This window comes from Hallella multisaccharivorax DSM 17128, assembly GCF_000218235.1.
Classification (GTDB): Bacteria; Bacteroidota; Bacteroidia; order Bacteroidales; family Bacteroidaceae; genus Prevotella; species Prevotella multisaccharivorax.
Window position 1 is genome coordinate 567,086 of the sequence record NZ_GL945017.1, and the last position, 21,784, is coordinate 588,869.

At 48.8% G+C, this 21,784-nt stretch carries 11 protein-coding genes; all 11 read right to left on the bottom strand.

The window, feature by feature from the left end:
• Positions 1-35: 35 nt before the first annotated feature.
• The 11 genes from PREMU_RS02815 to PREMU_RS02860 all read right to left on the bottom strand — a co-directional run bounded on the left by PREMU_RS02815 (position 36) and on the right by PREMU_RS02860 (position 21,780).
• The gene (locus PREMU_RS02815; RefSeq protein ID WP_156803942.1) at positions 36-2,336 is read right to left on the bottom strand and encodes a TonB-dependent receptor domain-containing protein; all 2,301 of its coding nucleotides are present in this window, start codon (positions 2,334-2,336) and stop codon (positions 36-38) included.
• Between the two features lie 158 nt (positions 2,337-2,494).
• Entirely contained in the window at positions 2,495-2,620 is a 126-nt protein-coding gene (locus PREMU_RS15495) for a GH32 C-terminal domain-containing protein (RefSeq protein ID WP_244863857.1), read from the bottom strand.
• 219 nt (positions 2,621-2,839) lie between these two features.
• A complete protein-coding gene (locus tag PREMU_RS02820; protein ID WP_007572969.1) occupies positions 2,840-4,600 on the bottom strand; it encodes a glycoside hydrolase family 32 protein in 1,761 nt (586 codons plus the stop codon).
• Between the two features lie 149 nt (positions 4,601-4,749).
• Positions 4,750-6,519, bottom strand: coding sequence for a RagB/SusD family nutrient uptake outer membrane protein (locus tag PREMU_RS02825; protein WP_007572970.1), 1,770 nt, complete (start codon positions 6,517-6,519; stop codon positions 4,750-4,752).
• Positions 6,520-6,551: 32 nt separating this feature from the next.
• A complete protein-coding gene (locus PREMU_RS02830) occupies positions 6,552-9,626 on the bottom strand; it encodes a SusC/RagA family TonB-linked outer membrane protein (RefSeq protein ID WP_007572972.1) in 3,075 nt (1,024 codons plus the stop codon).
• 205 nt (positions 9,627-9,831) lie between these two features.
• Positions 9,832-11,259 carry an AraC family transcriptional regulator gene (locus PREMU_RS02835; protein WP_050796340.1) on the bottom strand — a complete coding sequence of 476 codons (1,428 nt, stop codon included), beginning with the start codon at positions 11,257-11,259 and terminating at the stop codon, positions 9,832-9,834.
• A 125-nt stretch (positions 11,260-11,384) separates the two neighbouring features.
• Positions 11,385-12,995: a glycoside hydrolase family 32 protein gene (locus PREMU_RS02840; protein WP_040557958.1), complete on the bottom strand. Its 1,611-nt coding sequence runs from the start codon at positions 12,993-12,995 to the stop codon at positions 11,385-11,387.
• A gap of 6 nt (positions 12,996-13,001) precedes the next feature.
• Positions 13,002-14,417: a DUF4960 domain-containing protein gene (locus PREMU_RS02845; protein ID WP_007572979.1), complete on the bottom strand. Its 1,416-nt coding sequence runs from the start codon at positions 14,415-14,417 to the stop codon at positions 13,002-13,004.
• Positions 14,418-14,431: 14 nt separating this feature from the next.
• Entirely contained in the window at positions 14,432-16,162 is a 1,731-nt protein-coding gene (locus PREMU_RS02850; RefSeq protein WP_007572981.1) for a RagB/SusD family nutrient uptake outer membrane protein, read from the bottom strand.
• 20 nt (positions 16,163-16,182) lie between these two features.
• Positions 16,183-19,296, bottom strand: a complete 3,114-nt coding sequence (locus PREMU_RS02855; RefSeq protein WP_007572982.1) for a SusC/RagA family TonB-linked outer membrane protein — start codon at positions 19,294-19,296, stop codon at positions 16,183-16,185.
• Between the two features lie 288 nt (positions 19,297-19,584).
• On the bottom strand, positions 19,585-21,780 hold the full coding sequence (locus PREMU_RS02860) for a substrate-binding domain-containing protein (RefSeq protein WP_007572983.1): 2,196 nt from the start codon (positions 21,778-21,780) through the stop codon (positions 19,585-19,587).
• Positions 21,781-21,784: the final 4 nt, after the last annotated feature.

A 21,784-nucleotide genomic window follows, 5' to 3' on the forward strand; every position in this document is an offset into this window, starting at 1 on the left:
TATAAATTTGACATTATGTAAAACTGGGGGACATTTCATCTTAATCGGTCGTTGGATGGAGTGTAATCTCTATATTCATCTACGACTCTTTGACCTTTATTGAATACATATTTAAGCGACAATCTGAATATTGGTCCAATGTGGCGTTGATAAGAGTAATATTGACCGTCAACATAATAGAATACTCTTTTAGCATCTCTTGCAAATACATCATTAAGAGTTAATCTAAGCTGAAGATTCTTTTCTTTTAACATCATATATTGTAATTCAAAATCTAAAGAGCCATTTGCTGTCACATCCATTAAAGAGGATTTGTATGTTGAATAATAATTCCCATCTATTGATAAGTAAATCCTACTTGCTGGAGAGTAACTTATATTAGAATGAATGTTATAATTAACATACGAACACTTTCGATTAGCAGGCAATGAGAATTGGTTTTTAAAGTTATATAGCTTATCATAAGCGAGGTTGAACTGGAATTGCCCCATAATTTTCTTGTCTGCAAAACGATACGGTATGACTATGTTTGTCTTAAACGTCTGTTGATCTGCAATATTCTGATAGGTACTAGACAAATGTTTACCATTTGAGGAAAAAACACTTCCAATGAAGTCATATGTTAGTATATATGAAAAATTAAGATTCATATATTTAAATAGCGTGTTATAAATAACAAAGCCGTATGCTTTATTTGGTTTCAGATCCCGATTACCATACATAGATACCATATCATTTGCCTGTCTTTCTCCATACACCATCCATGAATATTTAGGCCTGTTTATATTTGAGACAATACCAATAATCGAATTATAATTGTTCATATTAATATACGTCAACAAGGATGGAAAGAAATTGACATAATGTTTGCTGTTGTTGTTATTAGTTGAAGAATATGTATATTGTGTGTTTTCTATTCGCAAACCAAGACGTGTAGATATTCGCTTAGAAAATGTATACCTTGCTTGCGCATATAAACCTATTAGTACTTCATGACCAGAAAATGATTCGTCAACATCATTTCTATCCATGTTGACATGTGAATAGATAACATGATCTTTCACTTTATTATAGTCCATCTGTAGCCCATAAGAGAATAAAAAGGATTTTACTTCTGAGTTTAAATCTATATTAAATGTATTCATATATCCATTCATTCTCAAGTCTGAACTCTTGTATACCTCATCTTTTGCCAGGTAATCAAATTTAGAGTTATCATTACCGTATGAAAAGGCATATGTTAAATAGCCATTTGTCCTTTTGTTGATAGAAGGTAAAGTATATGACAATGAAATATTATAAAGGTCACTATGGGCATGTTTGTTCGCAGTATATTGATTGATGTTATAATTATTCCAAATTAAATCGGCACTGCCTTTGTCGTAATATACAAATGCATTAAGACTTAATTTAGATTTGTTTGTAAATTCATAAATTGTACTTCCTCTATATGTAAACACATTATTCCTACCATCGCTAAAATTATGGTCATCAAGGATTTTGAGACCATTATACGACAAACTATCTGTAGATGACTTGTATACTCTTTCGTTTGCAAATGAAAGCGTGCCATTATAAAGCCATCTACTTTTCTTTACCATATAAAAAATATTTCCACCAGTATCATACATTCCATGTGGGAAAAATGAAGTAAAAGCATATGGTTGTACTGACTGACCTAGGGGTATATTGCTTTTAGTATTAATATTTATAACAGCCTCAGTGGATGCACTATATTTCCCAGAATTGACGAAAGTCAGTTCTATATTTGCAACAATACTTGCAGGTAAACTCTCCAAAAAAGCCTCCAATGATTGGGTTGAAATATTTTGCTTTACATTATTTACATATATGACTGCATTTTTTCCACCCAGAGAATAATTCCCATTAGAGTTCTTAACAATTCCAGGAATATGACGTAATGCATCTGACAATTGTAAATTTTGCTCCATCTTCATTTTCCCAAAATCGACAACAACCATTCCATCTTTCCTGTATATCCAGTTACTTTCAACCACGACCTCATTCAGCATCTCATATTTGGGTTTAAGATAGTATGTTGCCCCATTACTTGTTAATTTTGTTGTGAGAGAATTAAAAGATATATGGCTCATAGAAATAATATGGCTATCTTTCAATGCAACACTATCTAATTTAAAGTAACCATGGCTATCTGTTAAAGCAAACAACTCACTATTATTGTCGACTTTTACCAACACATTAGCAATGGCAGTAGAATCTATTTCATCGAATACATATCCATCTACAACTTGTCCAAATAAAGGAAGGGTTGCAAAGAACAGAAACGACATAATGTATACTGTCTTTTTTACCATATTTGTATTTCATTATAAAAACGCTTTAAAGTTACACATTTTTATAATAACTACCAAGTTTTACGAGCTCTTTTTCACGAAACTGTTCGATAAATAACATTTTTTAGTTCCCATCCTGTAAAGTTGACCTTTGGTACCAGGCCTGAGAGCAAACAACTCTATTCCCGTCTGACCTTCGCCGCATAGATAAGAAGTGTGAAGACCTTCTCACCATCACCCGCAAATAATTCTATCGACGATTGGTCAACAAAAACATGAAGTCTCCGTTTCTTCTCATTTACCAAGACACAGGCCTTTGCAATTCTGTTAAACTTTGAAAAGCAAATAGCCGACTACTCAATCATTTTCCAGGGAACGCTGATTAAGTCGCGCCGCGATATAGGTCAACTTGCAACTGGACTCACCGCATCGCTTCTGTTTACCGGGAAGTATTAATATCTCATGACTATCCCTGACTAAGAACTGAGTAGTTGCAAGCTTCCCTTATTCATTCAATTCTCCAATCACTTCAACCCATAGATCTTTGCATTTCCTCCCTTGACGGTTATTTTGTTGTAAGGCTCTGAGGGGAAGACGATATTGGTCATTGCCATCTTGCCGTCGGCATCAAAAGCCTCGATGGAGCTCTTGTCGATGAAGAGCTGTAGGGTCTTGATGCGGCCGCGCGTCGGAGCCTTTGTCACGGCAGCGAAATCGTTGCTGAAGCTGATGTCGCCACTCTTGGTGCGGTCCATGGAGAAAGTCTCATTGGCTGCATTGTAGGTCATGACGACTTGCTCACCCTTGCTATTGGAGAGTGTGACTGTGGCGTTGCCACGCAGTTGGATGTCGACACGGCAAGCAGGAGAGAGCGAAGCTTGCGCTTTCTTCGAGAAGGCAGCGAACACCTCGGGTGACGGCTTCACGCTGACATAGCCCGTGTCTTTGTATTCGAAATAGCCAAGGTCGCGCGCGATGCCGTTGGCTGAGCGGTACTGCTTCGTTGGCAGCTGGTTGGCATACTGCCAGTTGCTCATCCACGGCAGCGCGACGTGGCGGCCGTCGGGCGCGTTGTCGAAAGTGACCGTAGCATAGTGGTCCTTGCCCCAGTCCATCCATTTCGTCACCTTAGGATCGGTGTCGCAGGTAAACTGATGGCCGTCGAAGGTGCCGGTGAAGTACTGTGTGGCTGAGCCACCCGAAGGACCACCGGGGTTGATGTTGCAGATCAAAATCCACTTACTGCCATTCTGATTCTTCCCGCTTCCCTCTTCATTCTTCACCTCAATGAGGTCGGGACATTCCCACACACCGTCATGCGATCCATAGCCATCTCCAAACGTGCTCTCAAAGGTCCAGTCCTTGAGATTCTTAGAAGAGAAGATCTTCATGTGCTGACTCTCAGAGACAATCATGATCCACTTTTGTTGTGGCGCGTACCAGAAAAGGTGCGGATCACGGAAGTCTGGGATATTGGAAACAAGCACGGGGTTGTCCGCGTACTTGGTGAACGTCTTGCCGTTGTCGGTGGAGACTGCCATGCTCTGCGTCTGGGCCTGTCCGGCAGAAGTATAGTAAGCGATGACGGCACCCTTGCCATAGCCTGCGGTATTGTCTTTATCAACAACGGCTGAACCGCTGAAGATCGTGCCGAAGGCATCACGCTCTATGGGGTCGCCCTCAAACTTCCAGTGGATGAGATCGGTAGAAGTGGAGTGTCCCCACGTCATGTTCTCCCATTGTGAGCCATAAGGATTATGCTGGAAGTACAGGTTCCACACGCCATCCTTATAGAACATGCCGTTGGGGTCATTCATCCAACCGTAAGCCGGTGTATGATGATAGACCGGCCGCAGACGCTCCCGGTTCGTCGTGTCGAAAGTGTCGGAGAGCTTCAGTTCCTTCCAGCATGCAAAGTTCTTCAAGGCAATTTGTCCGCCTGGGTTGTTATTGCCTCGGTTGAAGGTAAAGTCAATGACGATGTTGCCTTTGGCATCCTTATGGCCCTTCTCTTCGGCAATGATGCGCTGAAGGTCGAGTGGGACCATGTAGTCGGTCTTACTGACGGCAAGCTTGCAATTGAGCTCCTTGACAAGTTTGGTGTCCACTGATACGCGTATATAATCATTCTCCTGGCTCTCCTCCACGGGCAAGAGCAGGTATTTATGACCGGCTGGAACATGTATCATGGCATGGGTCTCACTGAGGAAGCTCACTGTTTGGGCCTGAGCCGGTAGCGCGAGAAACACAGCAGCGGCAGCTAAATACTTTTGAACTTTCATCATCGTTCGTTCTTAATTTTATTGGTTTTAAAATATGATTATAGCGTAATCAGTGCGTGACCACAGCGTGGTCAACATATGACCACACTTTGGTCAACTCGTGACCAGGGTGTGGTCACGAGCTGACCAAAGTGTTATCGCAGTCTTATCGCTTAGAAATTGCCATATCCTGGATTCTGAGTGTAGACGCCATTAGAGAGGTTATACTGCGTGACGGTGATTGGCAAATACTCGTCTTTGCCTTGCGTGAAGTGCGAATTGACATAATAAGCTCTCTGCCCACGCTCGTGATCGAAATAAGCATTCATTGTCTCAGCAGCGATACCCCAGCGCACAAGGTCGAAGAAACGCTCTCCGCGCATAGCGTGCTCCAGACGCGTCTCGAAGCGAAGAGCCTTGCGGGCATAGTCCTGTGTCCAGCCAGCAGCCGGGTATTCAGAAATCTTATAATTGGCTGCATACTTGGAAGTGTCGTTGAAGTCATGCACCCAATACTGCTTGTTGGCAGCACGGCCGCGGACCTGATTGATGAGCTGGCGGGCCTCATCGAGGTTCTGGTTCATCTCTATCAGCGCCTCGGCCTTCCAGAGAAGGATGTCGCTATAGTCGATGACGGTCCAGTTGAGGGCGCTTGCACCCCACGGCCATCCCTTAAACATCTCGTCACTCTCGGGCGATACGAAGAAGCGCTTTGAGCAGTGCTGTCCGTATGTGCCCTGGTCACGCACCCATGTGGGCTCACAAGGAGTCTCCGTGTAAGTCTTCCACGTCACTCCGGGACGGCCTACGATGAAGTCAATGCGCGGGTCCACGTTGTTGGTGTTGTTCTCGGCTTTCTTCGCCTCAGCATTCCATACATCAAAATGATGCTGATAGTAGGTATCAAACTCCGGCAGTCCATTGGCGTCAGTCTGGAAAGCATCAACAAGATCCTGACTGGGAAGGAAGAATCCGTCACCGGAATAGGGTCCCTGTGGCGCATTGAGCAGGTTGGACCAGTCGACGCGTCCTGCTGAGTTGCTGCCATCATTCATGGAATATTGCACCTGGAAGACAGCCTCCTTGCTGTTATCCCCCGTAGAGACCTTATCAAGATCCTGGAAGTTATCCATTAGCGCATAGCGGTGACTGTTGATGAGCACGTCACATTCATCAACGACTTTCTGCAACAACTGGCGGTCGATGCCTGTCACCTTGTGCGTGGCGTCGTCCTGCTTATAGGCACGATAGAGATTGATCTTCGCGGCGTAGGCAGTAGCAATGTACTTATTGATGCGTCCCACCTGAGGCTGGTTCTCGGGCAGCACCTTGGCGGCATTCTCCATCGTCGTAGCGAGTTTCTCAAGAATCTGGTCACGTGTGAACTCATCATTGTGAAGGTCAGAGACCTTGCCCTCATAATTCTCTTCAAAATAGACAATCTTGTTGAACAGGCGGCTGAGCTCGAAATAGAAGTGCGCGCACAGCACCTTCATCTCGGCTATCTGCACCTGTCGGTCGCTGAGTTCAGCGTCGGTCATGCTGTTGAGCATTCTCAGTGCTGAGTTACAACGCTGCACGCTCGTGTAGAGGTGATACCATTTGTTGTCAACATTGGCGTTAGTGGCGTCCACGTCCATGATTTCCATCTTATGGATGTCCGCGCAGTCACCTGTACCGCCGCCGCCTTTGTAAGCATCGTCAGCACGTACGCTGCCATAAGTCCAGTTGGTCGTAGGGTAAAGCCACACGCTCCACTTCTGCGGGTTGGGGCCCATCAGTGCGCTGTAAGCGCTGTTGGTAAGAAGACTCACCTCCTTGCCGTTCTGAATGATGTCGTCGGTGAGGACGCCCTGAGGCTTCTCGCCAAGGAAACTGTCCTCATTGCAGCTGGCAGTGAAGAATGCGGCAGCTGCGAATATAGCGATATATTTGAATTTCATGATCTTTCGTTTTATATTGTCGTACAATGATTTTACAGACCTACGCTCACACCGAAGGTGAATATGCGCGGCAACGGATAAGTGTAGCCGAGGCCCTCCGGATCAGCACCCGTGTAACTTGTAATGGTAAACACATTCTGTGCCTGGAAGTAAACACGAAGGTTAGAGAGATGAATCTGCCTGAGCAACTTGCTGGGGAGCGTGTAGCCCAACGTAGCAGTCTTGAGCTTCAGAAATGTGCCGTTCTCAATGTAGAAGTCAGAAGAGCGGTTCTCATTGTTGTTGTCGAGCGCGGTCAGTGCAGGCGTGTCACAATTGTAGACGCCGGTCTGCTCAAACTCTGTCCATGCCTTCATAGCGTCGAGAAGGCGGGTAGAGTGGTTACCGTTCCAGCACTGGAAGAGGTCAGTGTAATATTTGGAGTTGTTCCACGCATCACGCACCATGCCATTGAAGAAGAGGCTGAGATCGAAACCTTTCCATGAAGCGCCGAGATTGACACCGAAGGCGAACTTAGGCTGGTCAGAGCCAAGCCATGTCTGGTCAGAAGTATTGATCTTGCCGTCATTGTTGACATCAAGATATTTGATACGTCCTACGCCTGGAGCACCTATCTGTACATTGTATTTGCTCTTATACTCGTCCACCTCAGCCTGTGTGCGGAATACTCCGGCCGTCTTGTAACCCATCCAAGAGCCGTAAGGCTGGCCGACGATGGAGTGTCCGGGCATGCCACCACCGAATGTGTAGTAGATGGCATCAGGGAGCTTCTTTATTTCGTTGTGATAAAAAGAGGCATTGGCGTCGATGTTGTAGCTGATACCGTTCTTCAGATGGTCGCGCCAACCGACAACGATCTCAAAACCACTGTTGTTCATGTCAATACAGTTCTGCCAAGAGTAGCCGCCCTCACCGATGACACCTGCGTAAGGAGGCTCATAAAGCATGTCAGTGGTCTTCTTGAAAAAGTAGTCCACACTGCCTGAGAGGCGCTGGTTGAGCACCGTGAAGTCCAGACCGGCGTTGATCTGTCGCGTCTGTTCCCATTTTAAGTCGGGGTTGCCTGTGTGAGTTTTGGCAGCTCCTGAAGCCAGATGCTGGTTGTCGCCAGAGAGGTTATAGCTGGCATCTGACAGAGAGACAAGGTATTTGGTGTAGGTAGCCTCATTGTCAATCTCATCATTACCGTTGATACCCCAGCTGGCACGTAGCTTCAGGTCATCGAGCCAGGAATTTGTCTTCTTCATGAATTTCTCCGAAGAGATACGCCAACCGGCAGAAACAGAGGGGAACCAACCGGCGTTGTGGTTCTTACCGAAGCGGCTGCTGGCATCACGGCGGAGTGTGGCTGAGAGCAGATACTTGTCCTGGAAGCTATAATTGACCTTACCGAAATAAGACACCATGGAGTAGTTGCCGCCAATACCGCGTACTGTAGCCAAGTTGGTAATAGCGTTCAGATAACGATAGTCCTCAGCCTCAGAGACAAGCCCCTGTCCGTATCCGCCGAGATCTTCCACCATGTTCTTCTTAGCTTCAGTACCGAAGAGGAAGCTCATGCGGTGGTCACCGAGGTCCAAGTTGTAGTTGGCAGTGTTGGTCCATACCCAGTTGAGGCTGTGGTAGTGGTAAGTGTCAAGCTCGTTCACGTTGACCGTACGGCTGCTCTCAGTCCATTTGGGTATGAAAGTCTTGCTGAATTCGTTGTAATAGTCCACACCGAAGTTGGTCTTGAGTGTCAGGTTCTTTATAGGTGTCAGCTCAATATACATATTACCGAAGACGCGCCAGTAGTCATGCTTGTTGTGCTTTTGGTTGTCTTGGAGTCGCAGTGGATTAGGCTTATCGTTGAGCACGTCCATGTAACCGCCGCCCCAACCGCCTTGGTTGCTGTAGGCCGGCTCTGCGGGGTGCTGGGCCACAAGCTGCTCTTCAATGCCACTTTGTGCCAGATGCTGAGTCCAATAGTTCACGGCAACGCTCTCGCCTACTCTCAGACGGTCGTTGAAGAACTTATAGTCGCTCGTCAGACGGGTGTTAAAACGCTTGTAGTCGGTGTTTTTCATCGTACCGTCCTGGTCAAGCCAGTTGACAGAGAGTGATGTGCTGCCCTTGTCGCTTCCACGGCTGAGCGTGAGCGAATAGTTCTGCATCAGGGCCGTCTTGTACATCAGGTCAAGCCAGTCGGTGTTGGCTGCTGTATAGGTCTGTCCGTCGGTACCGGTAAAATAAGGTGTAGATGTGTTGAGCTGTGCCTTATCGCCATCGCCATAGATGAGTGAGTTGGGATGGGTGCCGTAAGTGTTCTTGTAAGCCTGCCAATACACATCGCCCCACTGATAGGCATCGAGGAGGTCGTAGTTGGTTGTGAAGGTCTGTGCTGTAAGCGAACCATCGAAAGTGATATGTGTCTCGCCCTTCTTAGCGTGCTTGGTGGTGATGATGATGACACCGTTGGCAGCCTGCGCACCATAGATAGCAGCTGAAGAAGCATCTTTCAGCACTTGGATGCTCTCTACGTCATTTGACGAGAGAATGCTGCCGACATTGTCGCGTGTCATAATGCCGTCGATGACATACAGAGGAGATGAGTTGTTGATAGTCGTCGTACCACGGACGAGTGTTGATGTGGGGCTGCCCGGCGTACCGTCGGTTGCAATGTTAACACCGGCGACACGACCATTCAAGCTTGAGAGGACATTACCGGTGGGTACATCAGCAATGTCTTTCATCTTTACCACTGACACGGCGCCAGTGAGATCAGCTTTCTTTTCTGATGTGTAACCTGTAACGACGACCTCGTTAAGATCGTTGGCTGATTCCTGAAGTGTGATTCGAAGATTTGGAGTGGCTTTTACGTCTCGCCCTGTAAAGCCGATGTAAGAAATGGAGAGAGTGGAACCCTTGGGCACCTTTACTGTGAAATGGCCGTCAAGATCGGTGACAGCACCATTGGAGGTGCCTTTCTGAATGACTGAGGCGCCAACGATCGGACCACCTGTCTTGTCAACGACAGTTCCCGAAACAGTGATGTCCTCGCTTTGTGCCAACGCTGATACTGTGACTGCGGTCAACAGTGCCAGCAAGAAGAACTTGAGATGTCTCATGTCTGATGTTTTTAAGTTGTTATAATTTTGTTTTCCCTTTGTTTTCAAGTAACATTGCAAAATTAAGCAGACTTAGAAACCGTAACTACTAATTTCCGTCATTTGACTAACAACTTTGATTCATGCAACATCATTGAACGATTTTGGACTGTATTTTACAATGTGAAGAAACAAAAATTATCAAGCATGACACATTATTACTATTCTATATCCGATCTTCACTTGGGTTAATTCCGTATTTCTGCTTGTAGCACGACGTGAAATAACTTTGTGATGAGAATCCGACAGCGAAGGCGATCTCAGAGACTGACGCCGTTGTGGTATGAAGCAATTGACGCGCCTTATTCAGTCTCGCATCTTTCAGCAAGTCGTTGGGTGCCACATCCATCACAGTTTTCAGCTTACGGTAGAGCTGTGTACGGCTCATGCCTACATCGGCGGCAATGTCGTCAACACGAAGGTTCGGGTCTGACATCTTTGTTTCAATGACATGATAAAGGTCATTGATAAGCCCGCCATTCTCTCTAAACTTCATCTGCTCACGATTCAACTCCATCATCTGTTGCTTGGCCTTACGCTCCTTGCGGGCAGCATGGACAATGAGAATCAAAGCAATGACAGCGAGAATGATAAGCCCAACAGCTATGACAAGGGCTGCACTGACAACATGATATAAACTGAGATAACTCTCCAGTTTCTTCTGTATGGCATTGAGTTGATTGCCTTGAAGGGCAAGCTGTTCAGCGCTATGTGACAACCCCGAGGCATTCTCATTGTTGACTACCGTTCCCTTGATATTGTTAACCTTCTGATAAGGCTTATGTTCAAGTATTTTCAGAGCAAGCTCTATGACATCCGTACCATGCGTGGGATAAATATAGGTGCCGGCAAGCTGTCCATTTCTAACAGCCTCAATCCCTTCACCTTTGCCCGGTAAGCCATCAACGCCAAGTACTTTGACACACTTCTCAAGATGTAGAGCCTTCAGAGCATCCGTGGCGCCAAAAGCGGCCCAGTCGCTATGGCAGAACACAACCTCGGGTAGATAGCCGGATTTCAGGAGCTTGGTGAGAACAGCATTTGTTGACTCACGTGTCCAATCGGTCGCTACAACACGATAATCCATCTGTAGATGCTTGTTCATGACAAACTTGAAACCTTTGTGGCGTTCAATGTCTGGAGTACTTATCAAAGGGCCATTCAACTCCAATATCTTCGGCTTACCTTGCCGCTCTATATTGGAATAGGCTAAGGAGACAGCATAAATGCCCATTGACTTTCCTGCATCGATATTGTCGCCGCCGATGAATGCCGTATAGTAACCTTCTGCCTTACGATCGTAAAGGATGACAGGAATGCCTTTCTGTCTGGCTCTATCGAGAGAAGATTTCAATGGTGCGTCTTCATTGGGTGAGATTATCAACAAATCGACACCTGCTTGTATCATGCTGTCAATTTGCCGGACTTGCTGTTTTGTATCATTATCTGCGTTGACAATATCCACCCTTACATCCTTGTCAAAAAGATGCTGAGCCGAAATCATCTCATTGTTGACCTTGTCACGCCACGGGCCACCCACACACTGCGAAACACCAATGCGATAGCCACGTGAGCAGGACGATAGCAACCACACTGCTAAATAAATAAATGCTATATATACTATACAAAAAGTAGATCTATGTTTCAATGGCACCATTTCCTTATCATTTCTCTTTTCAGTGGGCAAAGATAAGAAAATGGTGCCAGAAATTAAGCTTTTTAGATACTTTTATATTGCATTACTTTCACCTCGCTAACAGTCACCTGCCCATCGTAGCAGTCAAGACTCCAGCAGTTCTTCTGGATACCATAGATGCGGTTGGTGTAGCAAGCCACATCGTTGATATAGACCACACATACACTGTTGTCAGTATAAACCGTGACGTGATAGGTATTGTCAGCAGGACGGGCAAAGTTGTAGCCATCAATGCCGCGGACGAAGCCTATGCCATCCTTACCCTGCTCCTCGAAGTTGATCTTACGGGTCTGGTCGTTCTCTGGGTTGATGACGATGGAGTAATGCTTGCCGTCTTCATCACCACCGGCACGGACAAGAGAGAAGCCGAACTTGTCGGTGTTACCGGCAGTCTTTACCGTAAAGGAAATCTTGTTGTGGTTGCCCAAACGATTAAAGAGAACATGTGAGTTGCCACTGAGCGATACTGTTGATCCATTAACAGTAGCACCCTCACTCTGTTCCATGGCTTTCAGATCCTGTGGCTTGTCATACTTGGCGCTGATGGCCGGCACCTCACCGAGGGTCAGCGTGCCGTCGCTGTGCTGGATAAGCTTATGGCAGACAAGCGCTCCCGACCAGTTGGGCTCCCCATCGGCACCAACATTGATGTTCTTCTCAAAGATTGTAGAGCCTGTGCGGTACGGGCACCATCCCCAGATATAACGGTCGGTACCATTGCTTGCCGTTTTGCCAGCATAGAAAGCACGGCTGTCGAGCACACCCTCGTGGCCGTCTTTCGGCCAGTTGGCACCCGGATCATTGAAGCATTTTTTCAAATCCTCAAAAGAAGAAGCAACAAAATATTTCACCTTACGGCTCCAGTCAGAGCGGTAGCCCTCACTATAGACGAAGTACCAGTAGTTACCCATCTTGAAGATGTCGGGGCACTCGAGCTGACGGTCCCACACCATGTTGAAACTACCTGTGTGCTGCCAAGTCTTGAGGTCGGTGGAGGTGAACTCAGCAAATTTCAGCGTGCTGGCGATGACCATATGCCACGTGCCATCTTCGGTCTTGAAGACCTGAGGATCACGGAAGTCTGTCTTCGAGTAGCCGTAATCCATTCCCTTGAGGCTCCAGGCATTATCCTTTGTCCATGTCTTCATGTCAGGAGAGGTAGCGCGCATGACCACCTCAGTGCTCTCACACTTGGGATTGTGACCAGTATAATAGATGTAGTAAGTGCCGCTCTGCTCATCATAGACAGCGCAGCCGGTACCGAGGGCAGCATCCTGCTCCTTGTCGGAGGTGGCGGTAGGCAGCACCTCACCCATGCTCTCATAGTTAGCACCGTCCTTCGTGCTGACACCCCAGATGGGGTGGTAATTGTAGGTGCCGTTGTTGTCGTACTCCTGAAGATAAAGCACCTTGAAGTCGTCTGTCTTCTCGTCGTAGAAAGGCATGGGATCGCCACAGCGTCCTACAGCAGGCTGGTAATAAGTGTCAAAGCCTTTCTCGTCGGTGGAGTTGAAGAAGGAGGTTGTCCCTGCCCAGTCCTTGTCGGCATCGGGGCTGAAGTTGTCGTCGCTGCAAGCAGTCAGTGAGAGTGCCGCAAGGGTTACGGCGATGGATGAAAATATCATTGATTTCATAAGATTTTACTTCATTAAATAGTTGAACGCATTCTGGGTGATGGTAGCGATGTTCTTATGGAACTTCTCTGTGTATCCTGCACCGAAAGAGTTTGAATACCAATCGTAGCATCCTGATCCGATGCAGATGATGTCGCCCTTGCCGGCATGAGCAGGATATTCCCACACCACGATGGCACCATCGCCGCCGACACCAAGCACGCTAGCACCTGTGCGGCTGGTCCACGCATTGTAGTCGTTGTATCCGCCCCAGTCGCTGCCGATATGATACTGTGCAGTAGAGTTTGTGATGTGATAACCCTTGTCGGTGCAATAGACCTCCTGTGGGTTGTCGCCCTTAATGAGGTTCTGCCAGAGTGCATGGTTTTCCTCACCGCCATAGATACGGAAGGTCCAGGGACCGCCACATTCCTCAGCAGTGCTCTCGTCGCCACCCCAGCAGTTGTTAGGTGTTGTCCACTCATCGTCGCCTGTAGCGCCGATGAACGATGGCAGGTGGACGGCATAGCGTGTCAGGAAGAGGTTACCGCCATTTTCATAGAACTGACGAAGCACGTTCTTCGATTCCAGTGCGTCAGCAGCCTTGGCGGCAAAAATGTCGTGACCATCGACACCACCGTTCTCATGATAGTGCCACCAGATAACCTTACACCGGCTCATGTCAATGGTTCCTGCTCGCAGGTCAGCAAAGGAGGCATAGAGTGATCCGGGCACATTGGCAAGCATCCACTCGCACGCGGTCTTCTCCTCGGGGTCGAGGTCATTCATCGTGGCAGCGAAACCTACAAAGAGCGCCTGAGGCTTGGAAAGCTGGATGACTTTGACGGTATAGACCGCCTTTGCCGAACGGTTAGTGACCGTATAGACGACAGGGCGGGTGAAGTCCTGTGCCTCACCGGAGCCCGGACTTACTGTGTCGTTGACAGCTGTGAGAATGGTCGGGGTGAGGTTAGTGATATCGACAGAAGAAGGCACATAAACTGTGATGGCAGTCGTAGCCTTGTCGATAGTACCAGTATAGATATCATTGAGGACGAACTGGTCGATGCGCGCCTCATCACGGAGAGCACTGACATGCCAGTCGAGGAACACATCACCATTCTTCACGCGAAGCTGCTTGGCAGCGTCCATATCCAGCGTCTCACCTTCAGCGATACTTGCCGTAGCGCCATCAGAGACCTTCATGGCTGTGACCTTCATGGCAGAGGTGTTGTAGTTCTCCGGCACACGTACGGTGACCGTGCGTGTATTCAAGTCAACGATACCCTCATAGCCATCGAGGGCTATCTGTTCCACCATGCAGTTGCCTGCGAGCTGCAGGTTACTGGTATTGTCGTCAGAGCAGGCTATGAGGAAGCACAGCACCGTCAGAAGGCAGAAAGACAAGAGTGCCCTTACTGTTTTGATATATAGTTTTTTCATCGTTGTTTCAGTTTTTACCAGTTACCAATGTTCTGCGTGTAATGTCCGTTGGAAGCAGACAGCTGCTCAAACGGAATGGGGAGATACTCGTCCTTGTTAGCCTCGAAATGAGCCTCCTTGAAGATGGCACAATGAGGAATCTCCTCGGCATAGTACTTATTCAGCACTGTGGCAGCATCTCCCCAGCGCACAAGGTCGAAGAAACGCTCGCTCTCCATACCCAGTTCCAGACGACGCTCCATCTTGACAATCTTTACGGCATCATCCTTAGTGTAAGAGCCTTTGTAGTTGGCACAATACATTTTCACGCCGTAGGTGTGGGGATAGTCGGCTATCATGCGTGTGCTTCCGGCGGCACGCGTACGGATCTCGTTGACAAGGTCAATGGCTTTTTGTGTATCACCAAGCTGCGCAAAAGCCTCGGCACGCATCAGCAGGACGTCGGCATAGCGGAAGACGATACGGTTCATGCTGCTGGCCCAGTAAGAGCCCTTGATGAGATAGGAGCCGATGAGGGAAGGGTCTACATTCTGTTTTAGCGAGACATAGTAACCATAGAGGCCGTTACTACGGCTCCATATGCTTGTCTCCGACATGATGTATTTCTTGTCAAACTCATAAGGCAGTCCCGGCATACCTACAGTGAGGAAAAGACGAGGATCGGCATTGTCAGCCGACTTGCTGTAGTTCTTTTCGTTGAAGGTAGAGAGCAGAGGCAGTCCGTCGGTTCCTGTACGGTAAGCATTGACAAGGTTCTGACTTGGTTTGTAGAAGTCGCAGCCACCATCGGTGGCACCGGGGATGTTTGGAGGGATGAGTCCGTAGCTCCAATTGAGGTTGCCATAGACCGAGCCATCATTGCGGGAATACTGAATAGCCCAGAGGCTCTCCCTGCCATTCTCGTAAGCTTCTTCAGGGCGGAAGTTGTTGTGGAAGTCACTCTCCAGTCCGTAGTTCCGGTAGAGAGAAGGGTCGGTAAACTCAACCACTTTCTTCAGGTCATCCTGGTTGATGGATGTCACCTGATTACTTGCAGGCTCATCCTGGCGGTAAGCCTTATAGAGATAAACTTTCGCAAGGAAAGCAGCAGCAGCAGCCTTTGTGGGACGGGCTTTGTCAGCTTGCCTCTCAGGCAGCGTGTTGTAAGCCATCATAAGGTCATCGATGATCTTCTGCCAGCCCTCATCGTTGGAGAACTCACGGTTGGAGAGCGTCTTATACTCTTCCTGCGTGAGGTTTTCATTCGTCACGAAAGGAATATTCTTGTAGAGGCGCTTGAGGAGGAAGTGAGCATAGGCACGCAGAAACTTCATCTCAGCCAGTCGCTCGTCCTTCAGCTTGAAGCTGTCGTCAGTCTTGTCGAGAAGAGCAATAGCGGTGTTGACACGCGAGATACAGTTGTAAAGACGCACCCACATATCGTTGATGTTCCAGTTGGTTGTCAATACCCCTTTCTGGATCTCGAGCTGGTGGAATACATCACCGTCACTCGTACCGCTGCCACCTTTATAGGCGTCATCAGAGCGCACGTCGTAGTTCCACATCGAGAATGAGGAGTTGATGTCCTCTGCTGTGGTGAAGATGGCATAGGCAGACGTCACCATGGCATCAGCATTCTGCGCGGTCTTCACCTGATCATCATTCAATGTACCCTGCGGCACCTGCTTGTCAAGGAAGTCAGAGCAGGAAGTGAGGCTCATGGCAAGAACCCCAACGCAGAAAAGATGAAATATTTTAGTTTTCATAAAAAAATTCTGTTTAGCAATTAGAAAGACAAGTTGAGACCGAATGTAACGTTCAGAGGGATAGGATAGCCAAAGTTGGCATTTTCTGGATCCACACCTGTGAAGTTCTTACTCTTGATGGTCAGCAGGTTCTGTGCCGAGACATAAGCGCGCAAACGGGTGAGATAGAGCTTCTCGTAGATACTCTTGGGGAAGTTGTATCCGAGCTGAATGGTACGCAGCTTGGCGTAGGAGCCGTTCTCAACGAAGTAGCTGCTCACGCGCTTCTCGTTGTTGTTGTCCATGGTGCTGATGGCAGGAATGTTGGATCCGTTGTTAAGCGGAGTCCAGGCATCAAGAAGCCGGCGACCTTTGTTGAGGTTGGAGATGTTCAGGCCACTCCAGAGGTCGGTTTCCTTCTTCAGGTCGCTGATGACATCAACACCCTGCACGCCCTGCCAGAACATTGTCAAGTCAACATTCTTATACTGCAGATAGATGTTCAGGCCCCACGTGAAGTCGGGTGTCGGGTCATAAATCCACTTTTGGTCCTTCTCATTGATGACATTGTCGCCGTTAAGGTCCTTCCAGCGGATGCGTCCCAAGCCGGCACCATTCTGCACAGCGTGGTTATCGATCTCATCCTGACTCTTGAAGATGCCGTCGTAGACATAACCAACCTGTGAATACATCGGATGACCAACGACACTGTAAACGCCGTTGCCACCGAAGGTACCCCTGGCTGCAATGGTCTCGGGAAGCTTGGTCACTTTATTGCGATAAGTTCCTATATTTCCGGAAAGGTCATACTGGAAGTCTGCAATTTTTCCACGGTAACCGATGTTGAACTCAATACCCTTGTTGGTCACCTCACCGGCATTGATCCATTGGTCAGAGCCTTCACCCATGACAGCGATGCCGGGCATATAGACCAGAATGTCAGAGGTCTTCTTGTAGTACCACTCCAATGATCCGTAGAGAGCATCACCAAAGAAGCCGTAGTCAAGACCGATGTTGGTCTGTGTTGTAGTCTCCCACTTCAGGTCATCGTTGCCAAGCTGATTGCGCTTGAAACCGCTGGGGAGCGTCTGCCCGCCGTTGGTACCTGCAATGTCGTAGCTCGTGCCATAGCCCTGACCGCCAAAACCGGCCTCACCGTAGTTGCTCACATAGGTGGTGTAGCGTGCAATGTTAGAGATTTCCTGGTTACCGGTCTGGCCCCATGAAGCACGGAGCTTGAGGTTGTCGATCCAGTTGATGCCTTTCATGAACTTCTCCTCACTGAGACGCCAGCCGAGACTGACGGAAGGGAAAGTACCGTAGCGGTTGTTCTTGCCAAAGCGGCTACTGCCGTCGTAACGCACCGTGACACTGGCGAGATAGCGGTCCGCATAGTTGTAGTTGGCCTTGCCGAAGAAGGAAACGAGCGAGTAGCCCTCACCGCCACCGTAGGCCTCAGCCTCGCCGACACCAGCATTAGGCCACATATAGTCAGGATTGAGAACAGAAAAGCCATAGCGCTTGGCACTGAAGTTAGTGTCATCCTCGCGGTTCAGCTCTGTACCGGCAAGGAAGTCAGCACGATGCTTGCCTGTCTCAAAGTTATAGGTAGCCACGGCATTCCACATCCATTTGGTCCAATGCTCCTGCTTGGGTTCCACCGCATTGGTGCTGTTGGCCACAGTGCCCTCGGTGATGGGATAAGTAAAGATGCGCTGTTGCTTCTGGGCATAGTCGAGACCGAAGGTGGTTTTGACATTAAAGTTCTTGAAAGGATTGATGTTGAGATAAGTGCCGCCGAAAGCGCGCCAGTAAGTGTAGCGGTTGTCGCTGTTACGCTGCAGACGTGCAACGGGATTCTCACGGTCTGGATAACCTCCGACAGGACCGGCATAGCTGCCATTCTCGGTATAGATGGGGATGGAGGGGTTGAACTGCAACACGTTCTCGAGGAATCCGTCGGGAGCCTGCACCTCACTGGTACGGTTCAGCGTGAAGTTCTCGCCGATGCTGACGATATTGCGGTCACCCACCTTGATAAGTTTGTAATCAGAGTTCATACGTGCCGAGAGGCGCTCGAAGTCAGAGGTCTTGATGATACCTTTATTCTTATAGTATCCGAGGGAGAAATAGGATGATCCCTTGTCGTTGCCGTTGCTCAGCGAGACGTTGTACTGCTGGATGAGGCCGGTACGTGTGGTCTCCTTGAACCAGTCGGTATCGGCAGCGGGGGTGGTGCCGGCAGCATCGAGATACTTGTTCATGCTGAGACTGTTAAGCACTGGGGTGCCTTGAGCGTCATAGCTCCAGTTGTAACGGTAGCCGAGACCATTGGTGTTGGGATCGAGTCCCTCATTGACATATCCCTGCCACATCACCTGTCCAAACTCCTCTGCATTGAGTACCTTCATCTTATGAGCATAGGTCTGGGCGGAGAGGCTGGCGTCGAAGTTAACCTTCACCTTGCCATCTTTGCCCTGCTTGGTGGTGATGATAATCACGCCGTTGGCAGCGCGCGAACCATAGATAGAAGCGGAAGCAGCGTCCTTGAGCACCTGGATGCTTTCGATGTCGTTGCCGTTGAGCTCATGCATGCCGCTCTTCGTGGGCACGCCGTCGATGATGTAGAGCGGGTCGTTGTTGTTAAGTGTTCCCACACCACGGATGCGGACAGTGGCTGAACCCGAGGGGTTGCCGTCGGCAGAGATATTGATGCCCGGCACACGGCCTTGCAGAGCCTTGATGGGGTTGTTCTCATTCTGCTTGGCAAGGTCATCGACATTCACCACTGACACGGCGCCCGTAAGGTCGGCCTTACGCTGCACCTGGTAGCCGGTCACAACTACTTCGCTAAGCTCTTTAGCATTTTCCTGAAGTGTGATTTGAAGATTTGGGGCGGCCTTCACCTCCTGCGAGGTGAAGCCAATGTAAGAGATGGTGAGTGTGGCACCCTTGGATGCCTTGAACGTGAAATGACCGTCAAGATCGGAAACGGCGCCTTTCGTCGTACCTTTCTCAATGACGGAAGCACCAATGATCGGTTCACCTGTCTTGTCAACGACAGTTCCCGAAACAGTGATGTCCTCGCTTTGTGCCAATGCTGATACCGTGACTGACGTCAGCAGTGCCAGCAAAAAGAACTTGAGATGTCTCATGTCTGATGTTTTTAAGTTGTTAATATTTGTCTTTTCTAATAACATTTTTTGATAACGTTTTCAAGTAATGCTGCAAAATTAACAACTGATAGTTGACAACAACCAAAAATAACGTTCAATGGGTTTCAAAAATGTTTCATGTAACAGAATTAGAAGAGTTTGTCAGAATATTAAAGTTGTCCGTCGGAATAAGAATTATTCAGCCATCCCGGTTGTCTCTCATTGTCCTGCGAACGTAGGACAATTCTCCGGCACGTGCCGGAGAATCGGCTGACACGTACCGGAGAATTAATGATGAGCCCTGACGTCAGTTGGATACTTACCATATTGTTTCTTGAAGCAGGTAGAAAAATAACCTGGAGAACTAAAGCCGGTGTTGTAGGCTATTTCTGAAACGGACAATGAGGAATGCTGCAGGAGCGACAGAGCTTTCTGTAACCGTATCTGCTTCAAGAGGTCAGCGGGAGAGAATCCTGTCAATGCCTTTACTTTTCGATAGAGCTGTATACGGCTGATGCCCATCTCTGCCCCGAGGTCGTCCATCTTGAGATTGTTTTCGGATAAATGTTTCTGCACAGCCGACTTGAACCGGTTAATAAACTCGCGGTCAGGCGATGTGAGCTTCTGTTCTTCTGTTTCTTCCTGACTCTTTCCGTCGAAGAGATGCCGCAAATGGGCACGGTTCTTGAGCAGATTGTCGATGCGCGCAAGCAGCAGATTGGCACTGAACGGCTTGGTCATGTAAGCATCAGCTCCGCTACCCAATCCTTCCACCTGCTGGCTCTCCGTGCTTCGGGCAGTGAGCAGGATGACAGGGATGTGCGAAGTCATGGGATCGTCCTTGACTTTGCGGCAGAACTGCAGGCCGTCCATCACCGGCATCATCACGTCGCTCACGATGAGATCGGGCACGGTATCGCGCCCCACCAGGAGTCCACTCTCGCCGTCGGCAGCCTCCACCACATAATATTTTCCTGTGAGCAGCGTGCGGAGGTATCGACGCATATCCTCATTGTCATCCACAATGAGTACTGTCGGCAGTTCATTGTCGTTGTTTTCCGTCAGCATTTCCAGCCGTGCTGACTGCACAGAGGCATTAGAGTCGGAAACGGAAAGGAGGTTTTTCTGTCCACTGTCATTTGCCTTGTCTTCGATCGTGCCAGGCGTGAAGTTGAGCACGTCATAAACTATGTGGGCAAGCTGTTCGACATTGCGTTGGAGAATATCTACCCATATCCGTTCATCACCCTGCAGTGTAGCAGATCCGGAAAGAGCTTTGACGGGCCCCTCGATAAGCGTTAACGGTGTGCGGAACTGGTGGCGTGCATTGGTGTAGAAGAGGGTCTGCTCACGGTTGATCTGCTTCTCCCTGCGGTTCAACCGCCGCGTAATGACGACGACACGCCAGATGAGCACGAGCGCGATGACCAACAGCACAATGGCTGCGACACTGACAAGCGTGATCATGCGCTGCGTGTTGTAGAGACCGAAATAGTTTTCCAACTTGTCTTGCAGGATGAGCAGGTCGCTACTCTGCTGTGACATCTCCATACTGGCCTGCTGGAGCAGGGCGGCGTTGTCGGGCGTGACGACGGTGCCTCTCATGATATTCTCGCGCTTGTATGTGTGGCCTTGCAAAATATCCAACGCCAGTTTTACGATTTCTTCGCCGTGAGTAGGATAGATATAGGTGCCGGCAAAGAGGCCCCGCTCCACCGCGTCGATGCCCTCGCCTTTGCCCGGCAGTCCGTCGATACCAAGAAAAAGGATCTTCTTCGCCGCCCCATGCTTCAGTGCCGCTTTATAGGCATTACGAGCTGCCAGGTCACTGTGGCAAAACACAATATCGGGTATGGAGTGATGGGTGAGCCACTCACTCATCGCCTGATAGACTGCTTCCGAAGTCCAATCGGTATTGACAAACCGGTAGTCAATGCCTTTCCGGCCACTCATCACCTCCGAGAAGCCTCTGTGTCGGTCGATGGCAGGCGAAGAGTTGGTGCCGCCGGTAATCTCCAGAATGAGAGGCGTATGATCATCGTTGCGCTCCTGCAACAACGAGAGAGCATAGTGACCCATGGCCCGCCCTGCCTCGGTGTTGTCGCCACCGATATAGGCAGTGTAGTCATTGGTGCGCGCCTTGCGGTCGAAGAGCACCACGGGGATTCCCCTTTTCTTTGCCCGCACGATGGCCGGAGCGATAGGGCTGTACTCGTTGGGAGCCACAACCAGGAGATCAACGCCCGAGGCAACGAGAGAGTCTATCTGCTGTATCTGTTTGTGAGTGTCGTGCGAAGCGTTCGCAACATCGACCTTCACCTCGTTGCCATAAAGGTGCTGCACTGAGAGCATCTCGTCGTTGACCTTCTCCCGCCACTTGCCACCTACACACTGTGACACACCTATACGGTACTTGTAGGCATGGTTGTCCGTACATGCCGACAGTAGGAAGAGCATGAGCAGAAAGTAGAGAGAGCACTTCATTTGA

Excerpts from the sequence above, each read along its gene's own strand:
- PREMU_RS02815 (WP_156803942.1), bottom strand. The coding sequence starts at position 2,336 with ATGGTAAAAAAGACAGTATACATTATGTCGTTTCTGTTCTTTGCAACC.
- PREMU_RS02820 (WP_007572969.1), bottom strand. The coding sequence starts at position 4,600 with ATGATGAAAGTTCAAAAGTATTTAGCTGCCGCTGCTGTGTTTCTCGCG.
- PREMU_RS02825 (WP_007572970.1), bottom strand. The coding sequence starts at position 6,519 with ATGAAATTCAAATATATCGCTATATTCGCAGCTGCCGCATTCTTCACT.
- PREMU_RS02830 (WP_007572972.1), bottom strand. The coding sequence starts at position 9,626 with ATGAGACATCTCAAGTTCTTCTTGCTGGCACTGTTGACCGCAGTCACA.
- PREMU_RS02840 (WP_040557958.1), bottom strand. The coding sequence starts at position 12,995 with ATGAAATCAATGATATTTTCATCCATCGCCGTAACCCTTGCGGCACTC.
- PREMU_RS02845 (WP_007572979.1), bottom strand. The coding sequence starts at position 14,417 with ATGAAAAAACTATATATCAAAACAGTAAGGGCACTCTTGTCTTTCTGC.
- PREMU_RS02850 (WP_007572981.1), bottom strand. The coding sequence starts at position 16,162 with ATGAAAACTAAAATATTTCATCTTTTCTGCGTTGGGGTTCTTGCCATG.
- PREMU_RS02855 (WP_007572982.1), bottom strand. The coding sequence starts at position 19,296 with ATGAGACATCTCAAGTTCTTTTTGCTGGCACTGCTGACGTCAGTCACG.
- PREMU_RS02860 (WP_007572983.1), bottom strand. The coding sequence starts at position 21,780 with ATGAAGTGCTCTCTCTACTTTCTGCTCATGCTCTTCCTACTGTCGGCA.